This window comes from Hymenobacter glacialis, assembly GCF_001816165.1.
GTDB classification, from domain to species: domain Bacteria; phylum Bacteroidota; class Bacteroidia; order Cytophagales; family Hymenobacteraceae; genus Hymenobacter; species Hymenobacter glacialis.
Map to the genome: position 1 here is coordinate 1 of NZ_MDZC01000068.1, position 15,187 is coordinate 15,187.

Consider the following 15,187-nt stretch of genomic DNA (forward strand, 5'->3'; position numbering starts at 1 on the left):
CGGCCTTGTGGGGGCAGGGTTTACGGGCCGTCGGCAGCCCGCCGCCGGGTACGCGCTGGGTGGTGGTGGCCGACCGGGGGGCGGACATTTACGAGCACTTGCACCAGTGCCAGGCCCAGGGCCTGGGCTTCGTGGTGCGCGCCGCCCAGGACCGGGCCCTGGTCGCGGGCGCGGCCAAAACGCCAGCGGGCCGTCTCTTCGAGTTGGCCCGCGCTCAGCCCAGCGCGGGCAGCTTTGCCCTGGTTCTGCGGGGGCGGCCGCGCCAGCCGGCGCGGGAGGTGGTCTTGCAGATAAGTTTCAGCCCGCCACTCGCGTTGCGCGCCCCGCAACGGCCAGGCGGGGCCACGGGCAAGGGCGAGCCGGTACCGGGCAGCGTGGTGCGTGTTTGGGAAGAAACGGCCCCTGAACAGGCCCCCGGCCTGGAATGGCTGCTGCTCTGCGACCAGCCCCTGAGCAACTTTGCCCAAGCCCTGCGTTGCGCCCGGCAGTATGCCAGCCGCTGGCTGATAGAGGACTTCCACAAGGCGCTGAAAACGGGCCTGCGGGTGGAGCAGCTGCAGCTGCAAACGGCCGCCCGGCTCTTCGCGGCGGTGGCCCTGCTCAGCGTGGTGGCGCTGGCCCTGGTGGACCTGCGCGAGAAAAGCCGGCTGGAGCCGGACGCGCCGGCCGAGGCAGCTGGTCTGACGCAGCAGGAATTGCGGGTGCTGCGCCAGCAGAGCCGCCGCCCCCTGGACACGGTGCGCGCCGTGTTTCTGGCCCTGGCCGCGCTGGGCGGGCATCTGGGCCGTAAAGGCGACGGCCCACCCGGCTGGCAAACGCTCTGGCTCGGCCGACGGAGCCTGCGTCTGCTCGTGGAAGGCGTACAGATGGCCGCGCAACTGCTCGATGACTAGCCCCAAAAAAGAGCGCCGACCTGCCGGCCGGCGCTCTTTCAAGTTTTGGGTAAGGACAAGGACCTCACGGTACGGGGCTTTTCTGCTTATTGCCTTGCATCGATATCGCTAGGTGGCCACCGAGCAACGTTACTTGATAAACTTGGCAAGCTGCGCCACTAAATCGTCGCCGCGCAGGTTAACGGCCACAATTTTGCCTGTGGGGTCAATGAGAAAATTTTGCGGGATGCCTTGTAGGTTGTAGCGCTTGTATATCTCGTTTTCCGGGCCACGCAGGTCGGCTACCTGCGTCCAGGGCAGATTGTCGTCCGCTATGGCTTTTAGCCATCTATCGCGGCCTTCGTCAAACGAGATGCCCAACACTTCAAAGTTGCGGTTTTTATAGGCTTCATAGACTTTTACCATCTGTGGATGCTCGGCGCGACACGGGCTGCACCAACTGGCCCAGAAATCAAGCAGCACGTATTTGCCCCGGTAGTCGGCCAGCGAAACCTGCTTGCCGGCTGGGGTAGGCTGCACGAAGTCGGGCGCCTGGGCCCCGATGGCGGTAGTTTTTTGCTTGGCGAGCAGCTGGCCGTACTGCTGCCCGGCAGGGCTGTTGCGCAGGGCAGGGCTAAGCGCGGCATACAGGGACGCTTTTTCGTTGTAAGTCGTGCCTGGTGGCAACTCCTGCAGGGTTTCGAAGCTGACCCAGGAGGCTGGATGCGCCTTAATGAAGGCCATTTTGGTGCGGGCCTCCTCATTGTGGTAGGCTGTGAAACTTCCCCGCGGGGTAGCCTTTTCGAAATTGTCCGCCATGGTCTTCATGGCTTCCTGGCGCTGCTGGTAGTCGGTGGTGAGCCGCCCGCCCTTTACCAGCGCTTTAAACACCGAATCGGAGCTGGTGACGACCACCGGCCCGGGCTCCAGAAACAGGCGCACGCGGTCGGGCGACTCGAAATAATATCTGCTCATTTTGCCTCCCCTCATCTGCTCGCGCCACCCGTCTTGCAAGCGGCCCTGCCGCTCCAGTACCAGGGAGACCGTCATGTGCTGAGGGGTGGTGCCCTTCATTTCAAAACGACCGTGTTGAAGCGTGGCGGAATCAAGCCGTTCCGTACCACGCACCAAATACACCTTGGCCGGCGCGTCAAGCTGGGAAATTTTGCCTTTGATTATGTACGGATAGGTAGCCGGTGCGGGAGATTGGGCCAGCGCGAGGCCAGGGGCCAGCAGCAGCAAACCAGCTAAGTGGGTTTTCATCATGGGACGGGGAAGGGGTAGGGTTCCAGCCAGTAGCAGCCAGGCGCTAAAGGTAGGCGGCACCCGTGATAATAGCGATGTTGAAAACTTGTCTTTTCCAGGTCACAAAATCACAGTAAAAATGCCCATCATGCACCAGCTGAAAACCGCATTCTCCAGTTTAAGCACACAGTGAAATCATCGGCAGGATGAAGACCCCACATCCCATTTCGCACAAGGGCTCACTATTCAACTTCAAAGGCGAACCAAGCACCTGACAAAAAAGCCCGGCACCGCACGGCACCAGGCTTTCCAGGCCACGAGGCCGAAGCTCAAGCAGCCGTTACGTTTCCGCAACCAGTTGCTTTACCGTTGAAAGTGCAGCTGCATGATGTTCTCGATTTTCTCCTTGGTCAGCGGCTTGCTCACCAGCCCGGCAATGTTGAGCTCTTCGAGGCGGGACAGGTCGCGGGCGTCCATGGTGGTGGTGAGCATGATGACGACCGTGGCGCTGCGCTGGGCCTGGGGCAGGCGCTTATACGCCTCCAAGAACTGGATGCCGTTCATGCCCGGCATGTTCACGTCCAGCAGGATAAGGGCGGGCTCGTCGGGGCCGGCGGTATTTTCAATAAGGTCCAGGGCCTGATTGCCGTTTTCGGCCAGCAGCAATTTGTCCGTCACGCCCAGGCTCTGGAACAGCAGTTCGTTCAAAAAATTGTTGGTCGAATCGTCGTCGACCAGGAGTACGCTCGAAAGCTTTTTCATGCAAGCAGGAGATTAAAAGATGATGGGCTAGCCCGGGTTGGGTAGCGTAACGGTGAAGGTGGAGCCCACGCCCGGCTGGCTTTGCACCGCGATGCTGCCGCCGGCATTCTCCACCATCTTCTTGACCATGTACAGGCCCACGCCCGAGCCGGGCACGTGGCCGTGCAGGCGGCGAAACATGCGGAATAATTCGGTTTGCTGCGCCGTACTCAGGCCCAGCCCGTTGTCCTGCATCTCCAGCACCACCTGGCCGGGGGCGGTGTGGCAGCGCAACGCCACGACCGGGGCTCGGTCAGGCGCCCGGTACTTCACGGCGTTGCTGAGCAGGTTATAAACAATGGAGCGCAGGTTGTTGGCCGAGAAGCGAACCGTGCGGCATCCGTCCAGATTTACGGTAAGCGTGGCCCCGGCGGCGGTCAGCTCGGGCAGCATGTCGAGGCGCACGGCGTCGACTAGCGTGGGCAGGTCAATTTCTTCGGCGGGGTGCTCGGACTGCCCCTGCTGCAGGCGCGTCACGTCGGTGAGGTAGCCCAGCGTTTGCTGGAAGCGCGCCACCGCGTCGTCCATCATGCCCAGCAGGCGCGGCACCAGCGGAACTTCAAAGGCCGGGGCCGGCAGGTGCTCGCGCAGGGCCAGCAGCAGCCCTTCCACGTTGGTAATGGGCGACTTCAGGTCGTGCGAAGCCGAATAAACGAAGGTGTCCAGGTCGGAATTGGTGCGCGTGAGGCGGCTGTTGGTGTTCTGCAGCTCCTCGTTGGTGGCCTGGACTTGCTGATTGATGGCCGCCAGCTCCGCGTTCAGGGCCTGTACCTGGTGGCGGGCCAGCACCTGGTCGGTCACGTCGTACACAAACGCCGCCACGCCCACTATTTGCCCTTCCTCGCGGTAGGCCTGGTAGGCAAACGTGACGTAGCGCGGGCTGCCGGGGTGCAGCTTGGCGAGCGGCATGTCGATAACCGCCTGGCTTTCGCCGGTGGCGTACACAATGTCCATCAGCTCGACCAGGCCCGCCAGCCGGATGCGCGGGTACACCTCCGACAGGGTGTGGCCGCGCAGCGGCCCGTTCCACTCTTCGGGCGGAAACAGCTCCACGAAGGCCGGGTTGAAGTGGTCGATGCGGTGGTCGGGCTCGCGCAGCAGCACAATGGACACCGGCGTCTGCTCAAATACCTGAAACAGGTCCTGCCGCTGCTGGGCCTGGCGCTGCACCACGGCCAGCATGGCAGCCTGCACCGTTTCGGCCTGCTTGCGGGCCCGCACCCGGTCGGTGACGTCGGCGATGAACGCCAGAATGCCCTGCGGGCGCGCCTGCCCGTCGAACAGCGGCTGGTACATAAAGTCGATGTACCGCGTCTCGGCCGACTCGGCGGCAGCACCCGGCAGCAAAAGTATCGTTTCGGTGCCGCTGAAAGGCTGGCCGGTGGTGTATACTTTGTCGAGCAGCGCCAAAAAGCCCTGTTCCTTTATCTCGGGCAGCAGCTCGGCCACCGGGCGGCCATGCACGGCGCGGCCCGCCACCAGGCGCTGGTATTGGTCGTTGAAGAACGAATAGCGGTGCTCGGGGCCACTAAGCGTGGCAATGGCGGCGGGCACCTGGCCAATAATCTGGCTCAGGAGGCCCTGCTGCACCCGCAGCTGCTCGCGCTGCTGCTCCGCCTCCACAAGGGCGACGCGGGTTTCGGCCGTGCGAGCGGCCACGCGCTGCTCCAGCTCGTTGTTCAGCTGCTGCAGCTGCTGGCGGGCCCGCACCTGCTCGGTGGTCTCGGTGGCCACCACCATGGCTCCGTAAATGCTGCCGTCGGCCTCGTGCATGGGCACGTACACAAAGTCCCAGTACACGGTTTCGCGGCGGCCGTTGCGGTCGTGCTGGGCCTCCATGGCGTGGGCTACGTGGGGTTTGCCAGTGGCCATCACCCCATCCAGCAGCTCCTCATAGCCCATGCCGGCTACCTCGGGCAGCGCCTCAAACAAGCCCTTGCCAAGAATCTGCTCCGGGGTGCGGCCCCACAGCCGGCACACCGTGGGGTTGGCCAGCTCAATGATGTACTTGGGCCCCCGGTACACGGCAATGGCCACGGGGGCTTGCTCAAATACCCGCCGGAGCTCCCCGCGTTGGTGCTCGGCTTCGGCCTGGGCGGCCTGTTCGCGGTTCTGTGCCTGCTGCAGCGCCCCGGCCTGGGCCGCCGGCAGCGGGTCCAGGGTGTCGAGGAAGCTGACGACCAGCAGCGCCCCCTGCCGCCGGGCTACCAGATGAAAATAGCCTTCTAGGCCATCGTGTTGAAAATTAAAAGCCTCGCGCTGGGTTTGCCCCGACAGGAAAGCATCGCGGTAGAAGGCGAAAATGCCAACTGGCCCGGCGTTGGGAAAACGCGTCAGAAAGGACTCCTCAGGGCGCTGCGGCAGCCGCAGCATCTGCTGGGCGGCGGGGTTGAGGTACTCGTAGCCCAGGTCGGTTATGGTAGTGCCGGCCGCGTCGTACACCGGGCGAAACAAAATGAACCCCGTCAGGGCTACTTCCAGCAGCGTGAGCGAAAATTCATCGAATCCTGCCGGCAAGTGGGGCAGGGTAGAAGCAGGCGTGTCGGGCATGGGACGGTGGGCAGGCTGGAATACAGGTTCCTTTGCTTTGGGCAGCGGGACGGCTTGCCTGGGCGAAGCAGAAAGATTTTCCCAAGGACGGAATGACAACTGCGACCGGACTGGCCAGCGAGGTGCCGCCAGTTCAGCCTTTGCGCCCGATTACGCTGCCGCGTGCACGGAAGTTCATCGCCCCGCGCTTAAAGATGAAAATGCCAAGTGGTAGTGGACCAGGCTACCAACCATCCCAGGAATGGGCACCGAACTAATGAACCCCGATTACCTTGCCCCAGGGACTACCAGCGAAACGCGGCAGCGTCAACTTTGGCGGGCACACGCAGCCCCCTCGCCTATAGAAAAGGGCAAAAAAAAGCCCGATACCTCACGGCACCGGGCTTCTAAAGTATCGTAGCCGAAGCTTAAGCAGCGGCCTTCTCGCCGTTCTCACGGTCGTCGATGGCCTTGCGCAGCTTGGCGATGGCCTGAATGGCACGCTCCTCGTCCAGCCGGTTGATGTTGAGCAGCATCTTGGTCTTCTCAGGGCGGGTAATCACCGGGTGGTTCAGCAAGCGGATGATTTCCTCTTTCTGCGACGCCGTGGCGTACTGCACCGGTGCTGCCTGCTCGGCGGCTACGGCCGGGGCCTCGGCGGGCACTACCTGCATGGCGGGCACGGCCTGCGCTACAGCCGCCGCCGGCGCCACAACGGCAGCGGGCGTGTTAGTATTGTAGTCCATTTCCTCAGCGGGCGTGGGCTCGTAGCCGGCGGCGCGGATAATCCAGGCCAGGCAGTTGCGGTAGGCCTTGCCAATGGCGCGGGTCTGCGCCATGCTCATGATGGCAAACTCCTGGTAGAACTTCTTGCCGCTCTCCTTATTGGAGCACACGGCAAAGCCAGCGCCCACGGTAATCTGGTGGCGGATGTCAAACAGCGTCACCTTGGCCTGGTACTTCATCTCATCGGCGCTGCTCACGTTGATGACGTGCTCCACGATGGGCACAATGCCCAGGCGCGAACCGGCGTACTGCCAGCCCTCTACGTTTACGAACTCCTTGCCCTGCACGTTGGTGGTGAGCTTGTTGTCCTTGATGAACTTGGCGAGGTCCTTCGCCAGGTCCAGCGTCTCATCGGAGCGACTAATATCGTAGCTCTCGACTTTTACTTTCTTGGTAATGTCCTTGGTGGTTTTGGTGGCCTCGTTCATGGCTTTGTTCTTTAGTAATGTGTCCAACTGATGTTCGGGTTTATAACCGAAGCATTGCGGAAAACGTGCCAGAAAAGCCAAAATTACTGGTAAATTTTATCGTTGTTTATCAGGTGTTTATCAGCAATAGTGAAAATATAATAACTAATCAGATTAGGTAAGCGGCCGGGACTGGGGACTTCGCTTGCTAAATGGGCTGCAATGCGTTCACCGCAGACGCAAACGCAGAAGGGCCGCAGAAGAATAAATCCTCTGCGGCCTTCTGCGTTTGCGTCTGCGGCGTCTGCGGCGTCTGCGGTGAAAAAAACCTACCCGCCTTCCACGATGTGGCCGTCGCGCATCACAATCTTGCGGTCGGCCATTTCGGCCAGTTGGTCGTTGTGCGTCACAATTACGAAGGTCTGGCCCAGCTCTTTGCGCAGCAAAAAGAAAATCTGGTGCAGCTCCTGGGCGTTCTTGGTGTCGAGGTTGCCGCTGGGCTCGTCGGCGAAGATGATTTCGGGCGAGTTGATAAGGGCGCGGGCCACCGACACGCGCTGCTGCTCGCCGCCGCTCATTTCGCTGGGCTTGTGGTCGGCCCGGAATTCCATGTTGAGCATGCCGAGCAGTTCGCGGGCCCGCACGCGCACTTCTTTTTCGGAGCGTCCGGCCAGGTAGGCGGGCAGGCACACATTCTCCAGCGCCGTGAACTCAGGCAGCAGGTTGTGGAACTGGAAGATGAAGCCAATGTGCCGGTTGCGGAACCGGGCCAAGTCGTTGCGACCCAGCGTGCTCACCGACTCGCCATCAAACAAAACCTCGCCCGAATCGGGGTTGTCCAGGGTGCCGAGAATGTGCAGCAGCGTGCTTTTTCCCGCGCCCGAAGAACCCACGATGCTGACGATTTCCGACTTTTCAATCGTCAAGTCGATGCCCTTGAGCACGTTCAGGGAGTTGTAGCTCTTGTGAATGTTGATAGCTTGCAGCAACGGAAGGCAACGAAAAGCGTGAATGATGCGGTAGTGGCAAAGCTACGCAGAATCTACGCTAGCGTTACGAGGCCGCAAACATGTTGCAACCCGGGCGGTATATTTTGAAAATTTGCCAGTGACTGACCTTTCGCTCATGCCTGTACCTTTTGTTTTGTGGCGGCGCTGGTGGCTGCTGGTGCTGCTGGCTGCAGTGCCGCTGCTGGTTCTGTGGTCGTGGCCCCGGCACATAGGGGGCACAGACGCAGGCCCGGCCCTCAACCAGCAGCTGGCCTCTACGCCATCCGCATCCGAAACCGCTCCATCCAGCGCTGCGGGTTCTTTCGACAGCACCCGCCTGCGCGGCGTGAGCTGGGTGGGCAGCGATTCTGCCACCTCCGCCGACCTGGAGCCCCTGCGCAAAGCCCACGTGACCTGGATAGCCCAAATGCCCTTTGGCTGGCAGGCCGGCGCAGCCGACCCCGCGATACGGGTAAGTACCGGGCGGCGGGCCAGCCGGGGCAGCTACTGGGGCGAGAGCGACGCCGGCCTGTTGCACACCGCGCGGCTGGCCCGCCAGCACGGCATCCGCACCCTGCTCAAGCCCCACCTCTGGGTGCGCGGCAATGGCGCCTGGCCCGGCGACATCAACATGAAAAACCAGGCCGACTGGGACGCCTGGTTTGCCAGCTACACCAGCTTCATCCTGCACTACGCCCAGGTGGCCGAGGAAGGCAAATTCGACGCTTTTTGCATTGGCACCGAGCTGCTGTACCCCACCAAGCCCGCCCACGACAAAGCGTGGCGCCGCCTCATTCGCCAAATCCGGAAGGTGTACCAAGGGCCGCTCACCTACGCCGCCAACTGGAGCGGCGAGTACCAGCAAATTCGGTTCTGGGACGCGCTCGACTACGTAGGCATTCAAGCCTACTTCCCCCTGAGCCCGGCCGCCAACCCGTCGCTCGACACCCTGATAGCCGGCTGGCAGCCCCACCTGCGCGAGCTGGCCGCCTGGCAGAAAAAGGTTAAAAAGCCGATTGTGTTCACCGAAGTGGGCTACAAAACCACCCCCGATGCCGCCGCCCGGCCCTGGGAGTGGCCCGAGCGCCTGGCCCTGCCCATAGCGCCCGACGAAGCCACGCAGGCCCGCTGCTACGAGGCCCTGTTCCGGGCCTGCTGGGGCCAGCCGTGGCTGAAAGGCATGTTTATCTGGAAGTGGTACCCCGGCCTAGCACCCGACGGTCCGGCCCGCCGCCACGCCGATTTCACGCCCCAGCACAAGCCCGCCGAAGCCGTGCTGGCCCGCTGGTACGGGCAGTAAAACGGTTGCTACGAGCACGCAATTGCTACAATAAAGACTGGCCGCCGTACTTTCGTGCTACCAACCGAAGGTAAGAGTAGCTAAACCCACCCCTTTACCAACCTTATGAACATTCACGAATACCAGGGCAAGGAAATCCTGAAAAAATACGGTGTCCGTATCCAAGAAGGCATTGTGGCCGATACGCCCGAGGAGGCCGTGGCCGCCGCCGAAAAGCTGACGGCTGACACCGGCACCACTTGGTTCGTCATCAAGGCGCAAATCCACGCCGGCGGACGAGGCAAAGGGGGCGGAGTGAAGCTCGCTAAAGGCCTGGACAAGGTGGCGGGTATTGCCAAGGACATCATTGGCATGCAGCTCATTACCAAGCAAACCGGCCCCGAAGGCCGCAAAGTAAACAAGGTGCTGGTAGCCCAGGACGTGTACTACCCCGGCGCTTCGGAGCCGAAGGAGTACTACATGAGCGTGCTGCTGGACCGGGCGTTGGGCAAAAACGTCATCATCTACACCACCGAAGGTGGCATGGACATCGAGGAGGTAGCCGAGGCGCATCCCGAGAAAATTCACCGCGAGCACGTAGACCCCGCCGTGGGCCTGCAGGGCTTCCAGGCCCGCAAAATTGCCTTCAACCTGGGCCTTGAGGGCGAAGCGCAGAAGGAGATGGTGAAATTCGTAACCGCCCTGTACAAGGCCTACGACGAAACCGACAGCGCCATGTTCGAAATTAACCCCGTGTTGAAGACGTCGGACAACAAGATTCTGGCCGTGGACGCCAAGGTGACGCTGGACGAAAACGCCCTGTACCGCCACAAAGATTTCGTGGCCCTGCGCGACTTCAACGAGGAAGACCCCTTGGAAGTAGAAGCCAGCCAGAACAACCTGAACTACGTGAAGCTCGACGGCAACGTGGGCTGCATGGTGAACGGTGCCGGCCTGGCCATGGCCACCATGGACATCATCAAGCTGAGCGGCGGCGAGCCGGCCAACTTCCTCGACGTAGGGGGTGGAGCCAACGCCCAGACGGTAGAAGCAGGCTTCCGCATCATCCTGAAGGACCCGAACGTGAAGGCTATCCTCATCAACATCTTCGGCGGCATTGTGCGCTGCGACCGGGTGGCAAACGGCGTGGTGGAGGCCTACAAGAAAATCGGCGACATCCGCGTGCCCATCATCGTGCGCCTGCAAGGCACCAACGCCGAAGAAGGTGCGCGCATCATCGACGAAAGCGGTCTACAAGTGAAATCGGCTACCCTGCTGAAGGACGCCGCCGCCCGTGTAAAGGAAGTGCTGGCTACCGCGTAGCGGTAACTGGTTGTTGAACTGAAAAATGGCCGCCGGAGCATATCCGGCGGCATTTTTCAGTTAACAACCAGTTAAAAAATTACTCGCCGGCAACGCCCGCATTCTCTTCGGCCTTCACCGGAATGGCTTTGCCCATCACGCGCAGCTCCACTTCCATGTTGCCGCGGGTGCCCACCGAGTACGGGCAGATAACGTGTGCCTGGCGCACCATTTCAATGGTTTTGGCCTCGTCGAACTTCTTGAGGTCCACGTCCAGCACGGCACTCAGGCCGTAGCCTTCGCCTTCCTGAAACAAGGTGACGGAGCACTGCACCTTGCTTTCCTTATCGAGGGTGTCGCCGGCTTTTTGGGCAATCACGAGCAGCGCCTGCTGGAAGCACGAGGCGTAGCCGGCAGCAAACAGCTCTTCGGGGTTGGTAGCATTTTTTTTGCCGCCCAGTCCTTCGGGTACCGACATTTCCATGTCGATAGTGCCCGTGGCCGAGCGAACGCGGCCGCTACGGCCACCAATGGCCGAGGCGTCGGCCGTGTACAGATTCTTTTTCATAAAGACGATGTAGAAGGTTGAAGATTTGTGAGCATTAACACGGTTGGCTTAACTGATATTGCAGGCTTGAGGTTTTGCCTATTCCCGGCTGACTTGCAGTAATTGTGACGTTACATTTGGTCCCCTTCGCTTTTATGGCTACTTTTGCAGCCGCAATCCGGCCGCGTCGTACAACGGATAGTATGAGAGTTTCCGAAGCTCTTGATTTAGGTTCGATTCCTAACGCGGCCACAAAAAACCCCGTTTCCAGCTTGGAAATGGGGTTTTTGTTTGTTCAAGGTACGCTTGTGGGTACGCGGCGCGGCTTTTATGCTTGCGTTTTTAGGCAGCGGTGGTAGGGTAAGCGGAGTGAATATTTCAGTCGAATAGATTTGTGCAAGCCCAAAGGGTTGTAGATGCCAACTCGCCTATGACAAAAGCCCCTCGCTCCTCAATCGAGGCCGTGGGGCTTTTTCGTACTGAGGATTCTAGCACAATGGCCGACGTTACCGCACTGCCGCAAGCGGGGTTTGGCTAATCGAATCCATTAGCAGGCATTGTGTCTGCTTCGCTGCCTTTGTTGAGGTGAACCCTCCCCCGCACCACGGTCCCTCGTTCCACTCGGGATGACAGCTTTTTCGACTTTCACAGTAGTCTCAACACCCAAAACGAATTGAACCACGTATAGTGGCCAGTTAAATTTATCACTTCCTAATAATTTCCCATGAACAGCAAACCACTCTTCGCCGCCCTCGCTCTCACCGTCGCTTTCGCAACTCCTGCATTCGCTCAGGACATGAAAACCAAAAGTGACGACGAGAAAACCAAAACCAAGGCCGACGGCACGATGACCAAGACCAAAATGGCCGACGACGGCAAAATGAAGGTCAAAGGCAAAACAGATAAGGGCGACAAAATGAAAGCCAAAACCAAGCCCCGCAAAGGCGAGGCGATGAGTACCACCATGGGCACCGGCGGTGGTGTTATGGTGGGCGGCGCCATGATGACGCCCGATAAGGACATCGTGGACAACGCCGTGGGCAGCTCTGACCACACCACCCTAGTGGCTGCCGTGAAGGCTGCCGGCCTGGTAGAGACGCTGAAAAGCGCCGGTCCTTTCACCGTATTCGCCCCTTCCAACGCTGCTTTCGATAAGCTGCCCGCTGGCACGGTTGCCTCGCTGGTGACTCCCGAAATGAAGCCGACTCTTACCAAAGTCCTGACCTACCACGTAGTACCCGGCCGCCTCACCGCTGCCAACCTCACCGCCGGCCAGGTTCTGACCACCGTGCAGGGCGAGCAGCTGACCGTGATGAAGAACGGCAACGGCGTAATGATTAGAGACGCCAAAGGCGGCATGGCTACCGTGACCATCGCCGACGTGATTTCGAGCAACGGCGTAACCCACGTTATCGACACGGTGCTGATGCCCGCTAACTAAGCGCACACACCAAGCCGGGCCGGTAGCAGCATATGCTGCTGCTACGCCCAATGGCCAAAAAAAGAGGCCCGTCCAATTAGACGGGCCTCTTTTTTGTGTTTTCTGGTGCGGCTATTCCAGCATCAGCCGGCGGCCCACGGGGCGGCCATCGGGCAGGGTGAGCCGCACCGTGTAAACGCCCGGTGGCAGTGCGGGCAGCGCCAGGCTCGCCTGCCCGGCCTGCGCCGTAGGCTGTTGCCAGACTGCCCGCCCCAGGGCATCGAATACGGTGGCGCGGGCAAAGCGGGGGCCCGCTACCGTGACGGTGGTGCCCCGCGCCGCCGGGTTGGGAAACAGGCTGAAAGCTGCCGCCTCGCGGGCCGAAGCTGTGGCTGTGACCACGCCATTGGTCATCACGGCACGCATCATGAGGGCACCGCGGGGCGGCAGGCCGCGCGGCACGAAGTTCACGGTGTCCCAGGTGCCGGTATTGTCGCGGCGCCAGAGGTGGCGGGCCGGAAAAGTGCTGTTCAGGTCGAGGCCGTAGTGCAGGTCGCGGCCCTGCGAGGGCTGCGAGTAGCCCACGTAAAAGGACCCCGAAACCCGCACGGGGACGTCGAATGTGATTTCGGCGTACTGAAAGCCGGCCGGTAACGGGTTGGAAATGGTAGCGGTTTTGGTGGCCAGGGGCTGCTGGCTGGGCCGGCCGGCCTCATCGGCCCACACGTTGATGGTGATGGGGCGCGGGCCGGCATCCGACGCGGTGAAAACGGGGTACAGGCGGAGTGCCCGCACGAAATCAGGCTGGTTGAGGTCGAAACGATAAGCGAAGGCGGCAGACTGGCCCGTGGAGTAGGGCACCAGCTGCGTGATGTTTTCGGCCGAGCCGTCGTCGTAGGCGTAGTAGTTGCTCAGCTCTACGTCGCGGAAGATGGTGTCGTTGGCCAGGGTGCGCGGGTTGGTTTCCTGGGTGTTGAGGGCCAGCGTGTAGCGCAGGCGCTTTTCAACAGCCGTGGCGGGTATGGCCAGGCGGTTGGCGGCCCCGGTCACGCTGTCGAGGCGTGGGTTCACAGGCAGCGGGCGGCTTATTTGGAGCCAGCTGCCCAGCGCCGCGGCGGGCAGCACGCGCACCGAGCCGGTGATATCAATGGGAATGGGCAGCACGCCGGCGTTCAGGTTGCTCAGGTTCACGCCCAGGCGCGGGTTTAGCTCGCTGGTGCCTGCCGGGGCGGCGTTGAACTGCCACACCGGCATGGCCGAAAACCGCCGCAGGGGGCTGCGCAGGCCGCCCGAGGGGTTGCCGCCGCGCAACCCGGCGCTGGTGGCAATGTCTACAAAGGTGGTATCGGAAGTGCCGCGGGTGCGGCCGCGGTCCAGCACCACGTAGTCGATGCTCCAGTTGTCGCTGTTGTCGGAAGCGTTGCCGATGGCCACAAACCGAAACTGGAAGCTGCCGTGCAGGTACTTGGCCTGGTTCAGGTCGATGACCTGCTGGCGGAAGCCGGTGCGGCGGCGCGTGCTGGCCTGGCTCCAGGCCAGCTCCCAGGTGCCGTTGGCGGTGCGCACGTACAGCTCCAAACGTACCGGCGTGGTGCCGCCACTGGCATTGGGCACGCCCACAATGCTGCCCGCCTGCCAGGCAAAGCTCAGGTACACGGCATCGTTTGGCGTCAGGCCACCCAGGTTGATGGGCTGTGATGTCAGCGAATCAAGCTCGCCGTAGGAGCTGGTCACCAGCCCACTGTAGCTCCGGCCGTTGGCCCGCAGGCCGTCGAGGGTGGCCGTGCCGCGGGTCAGGGGCTGCAGGGCCAGGCGGTTGTTAACCAAAGCGCCGCCGGTGGGCAGCCAGTTCAGGGTTTTGGGCAGTCCTTCGAGGGGCGTGGTGAAATCGTCGAAAAAAGGCAGCGCCACCGCGGCCACCCCGCGCTGCTGGGCGCGCTGGGACTTGGTGGGGGCATACGCGGCGCGGGCCGGGTCGGCGGCGAGGGGCAGCGCGGGGGCCACCTGGCCGGCTGCCGCGCCGGCCAGCAGCAGCAAAGCGGGCAATAGGAAACGGCGGTAGCAGGAGAAGCAATTGGTCATAGAATCGGGCTTTGAAAACCTAACGACGGCAGAACCGGAAAAAGTGCAGTAGCGCGAAGCGGTGCTTCGCGCCCGGCGCCACAAGAACTAATCCCTTCGGCACACGGACGCGAAGCACGCTTCGCGCTACTCAGATACGAATTACTGGGCCACCCAGATATCAACCAGCTGGCCCATGCGAATGGTGGCGTCGGGGCTGGCGATGGGGCGCTGGCGCACCACTGTGCCGGGCACCTGGCCACTCTCGGCGGGCACCTGGAATACTTCGCCTTTTTGCAGGCCCTGGCCCACCAGCAGGGTCACGGCCTCGTCCTCGGGCATGTTGATGAGGTAGGGCACGGCAAAGGTTTGGTTGCCCTGGCCGTCGCCTACCACCAGGTCCACCTTGGTGCCTTTGGCAATGGGGGCGCCGGGCGCTATCTCCTTGCCGTTCACCAGCTGCTTGAGCACGGCGTTCTGGGCCAGGTCGGGCACCAGCTGAATCTGGCCCACCACCAGGTCGTAGCTTTTCAGGATGAGCATGGCATTCTTCGAAGAGCCATCGGTGAGCTTGGGCATCTTGATTACCGGCGGGTTTTTCATGCTCACCTGCAGGTAGATTTTGCGGCCTTCCTTCACCTTTTCGCCGGGCGCGGGGTCCTGCACCAGCACCGTAAAGGGCCGAATGCTGGGGCTGTAGCTGGAATCGTCCACGAAGTAGGCCAGGTTGCGCTCCTCGAGGTAGTCCTCCAGGTCGGCCACGTTCATGCCCGTCACCTTGGGTACTGTAATGGTTTCGCCGTGGTGCGTGGTCATGGGCAGGTACACGTAGAAGAACCCCAGAATCAGCAGCAGGCCGGCTATGGCAATCAGCACCAAGTGCTTCACCACGTCGAGGGGGGAATTAGCAGAAAAGAAAGACATTGAGTGAGTAAGATGCTATTTGAAG

At 61.7% G+C, this 15,187-nt stretch carries 12 protein-coding genes and 1 tRNA gene; 5 read left to right on the forward strand and 8 right to left on the reverse strand.

Features of this window, described 5'->3' with window-relative positions; genetic code table 11:
* The coding region (locus tag BEN48_RS10390; RefSeq protein ID WP_125932585.1) for an IS4 family transposase at positions 1 to 893 on the forward strand (893 nt) is incomplete at its 5' end.
* Positions 894 to 1,022: 129 nt separating this feature from the next.
* Here the strand turns inward: BEN48_RS10390 and BEN48_RS10395 are convergent.
* The 5 genes from BEN48_RS10395 to BEN48_RS10415 all read right to left on the reverse strand — a co-directional run bounded on the left by BEN48_RS10395 (position 1,023) and on the right by BEN48_RS10415 (position 7,629).
* Positions 1,023 to 2,138: a TlpA disulfide reductase family protein gene (locus BEN48_RS10395; RefSeq protein ID WP_070734608.1), complete on the reverse strand. Its 1,116-nt coding sequence runs from the start codon at positions 2,136 to 2,138 to the stop codon at positions 1,023 to 1,025.
* Positions 2,139 to 2,480: 342 nt separating this feature from the next.
* Positions 2,481 to 2,879: a response regulator gene (locus tag BEN48_RS10400; RefSeq protein WP_070734610.1), complete on the reverse strand. Its 399-nt coding sequence runs from the start codon at positions 2,877 to 2,879 to the stop codon at positions 2,481 to 2,483.
* Positions 2,880 to 2,906: 27 nt separating this feature from the next.
* On the reverse strand, positions 2,907 to 5,468 hold the full coding sequence (locus BEN48_RS10405) for a PAS domain-containing sensor histidine kinase (RefSeq protein WP_070734612.1): 2,562 nt from the start codon (positions 5,466 to 5,468) through the stop codon (positions 2,907 to 2,909).
* Positions 5,469 to 5,875: 407 nt separating this feature from the next.
* A complete protein-coding gene (locus BEN48_RS10410; protein ID WP_070734895.1) occupies positions 5,876 to 6,661 on the reverse strand; it encodes a hypothetical protein in 786 nt (261 codons plus the stop codon).
* A gap of 308 nt (positions 6,662 to 6,969) precedes the next feature.
* The gene (locus tag BEN48_RS10415; protein ID WP_035561930.1) at positions 6,970 to 7,629 is read right to left on the reverse strand and encodes an ABC transporter ATP-binding protein; all 660 of its coding nucleotides are present in this window, start codon (positions 7,627 to 7,629) and stop codon (positions 6,970 to 6,972) included.
* 136 nt (positions 7,630 to 7,765) lie between these two features.
* Here BEN48_RS10415 and BEN48_RS10420 point away from each other — a divergent pair, with 136 nt between their 5' ends.
* Together BEN48_RS10420 and sucC are read left to right on the forward strand one after the other, a co-directional pair.
* Positions 7,766 to 8,929, forward strand: coding sequence for a glycoside hydrolase family 113 (locus tag BEN48_RS10420; protein WP_125932586.1), 1,164 nt, complete (start codon positions 7,766 to 7,768; stop codon positions 8,927 to 8,929).
* Positions 8,930 to 9,034: 105 nt separating this feature from the next.
* Positions 9,035 to 10,231 carry an ADP-forming succinate--CoA ligase subunit beta gene (gene sucC / locus BEN48_RS10425; protein WP_070728883.1) on the forward strand — a complete coding sequence of 399 codons (1,197 nt, stop codon included), beginning with the start codon at positions 9,035 to 9,037 and terminating at the stop codon, positions 10,229 to 10,231.
* Positions 10,232 to 10,310: 79 nt separating this feature from the next.
* On the opposite strand, the gene BEN48_RS10430 is transcribed toward sucC, so the two are convergent.
* Positions 10,311 to 10,778, reverse strand: coding sequence for an Ohr family peroxiredoxin (locus tag BEN48_RS10430; RefSeq protein ID WP_070734614.1), 468 nt, complete (start codon positions 10,776 to 10,778; stop codon positions 10,311 to 10,313).
* Between the two features lie 159 nt (positions 10,779 to 10,937).
* On the opposite strand from BEN48_RS10430, the gene BEN48_RS10435 reads away from it, so the two are divergent.
* Together BEN48_RS10435 and BEN48_RS10440 are read left to right on the forward strand one after the other, a co-directional pair.
* Positions 10,938 to 11,009, forward strand: a tRNA-Arg gene (locus tag BEN48_RS10435).
* Positions 11,010 to 11,709: 700 nt separating this feature from the next.
* Positions 11,710 to 12,198 carry a fasciclin domain-containing protein gene (locus BEN48_RS10440; RefSeq protein WP_070734899.1) on the forward strand — a complete coding sequence of 163 codons (489 nt, stop codon included), beginning with the start codon at positions 11,710 to 11,712 and terminating at the stop codon, positions 12,196 to 12,198.
* A gap of 111 nt (positions 12,199 to 12,309) precedes the next feature.
* Here BEN48_RS10440 and BEN48_RS10445 read toward each other — a convergent pair whose 3' ends face one another.
* Entirely contained in the window at positions 12,310 to 14,259 is a 1,950-nt protein-coding gene (locus tag BEN48_RS10445; protein ID WP_083320965.1) for a T9SS type A sorting domain-containing protein, read from the reverse strand.
* A gap of 141 nt (positions 14,260 to 14,400) precedes the next feature.
* Positions 14,401 to 15,162, reverse strand: a complete 762-nt coding sequence (locus tag BEN48_RS10450; protein ID WP_070734618.1) for a PASTA domain-containing protein — start codon at positions 15,160 to 15,162, stop codon at positions 14,401 to 14,403.
* Positions 15,163 to 15,187: the final 25 nt, after the last annotated feature.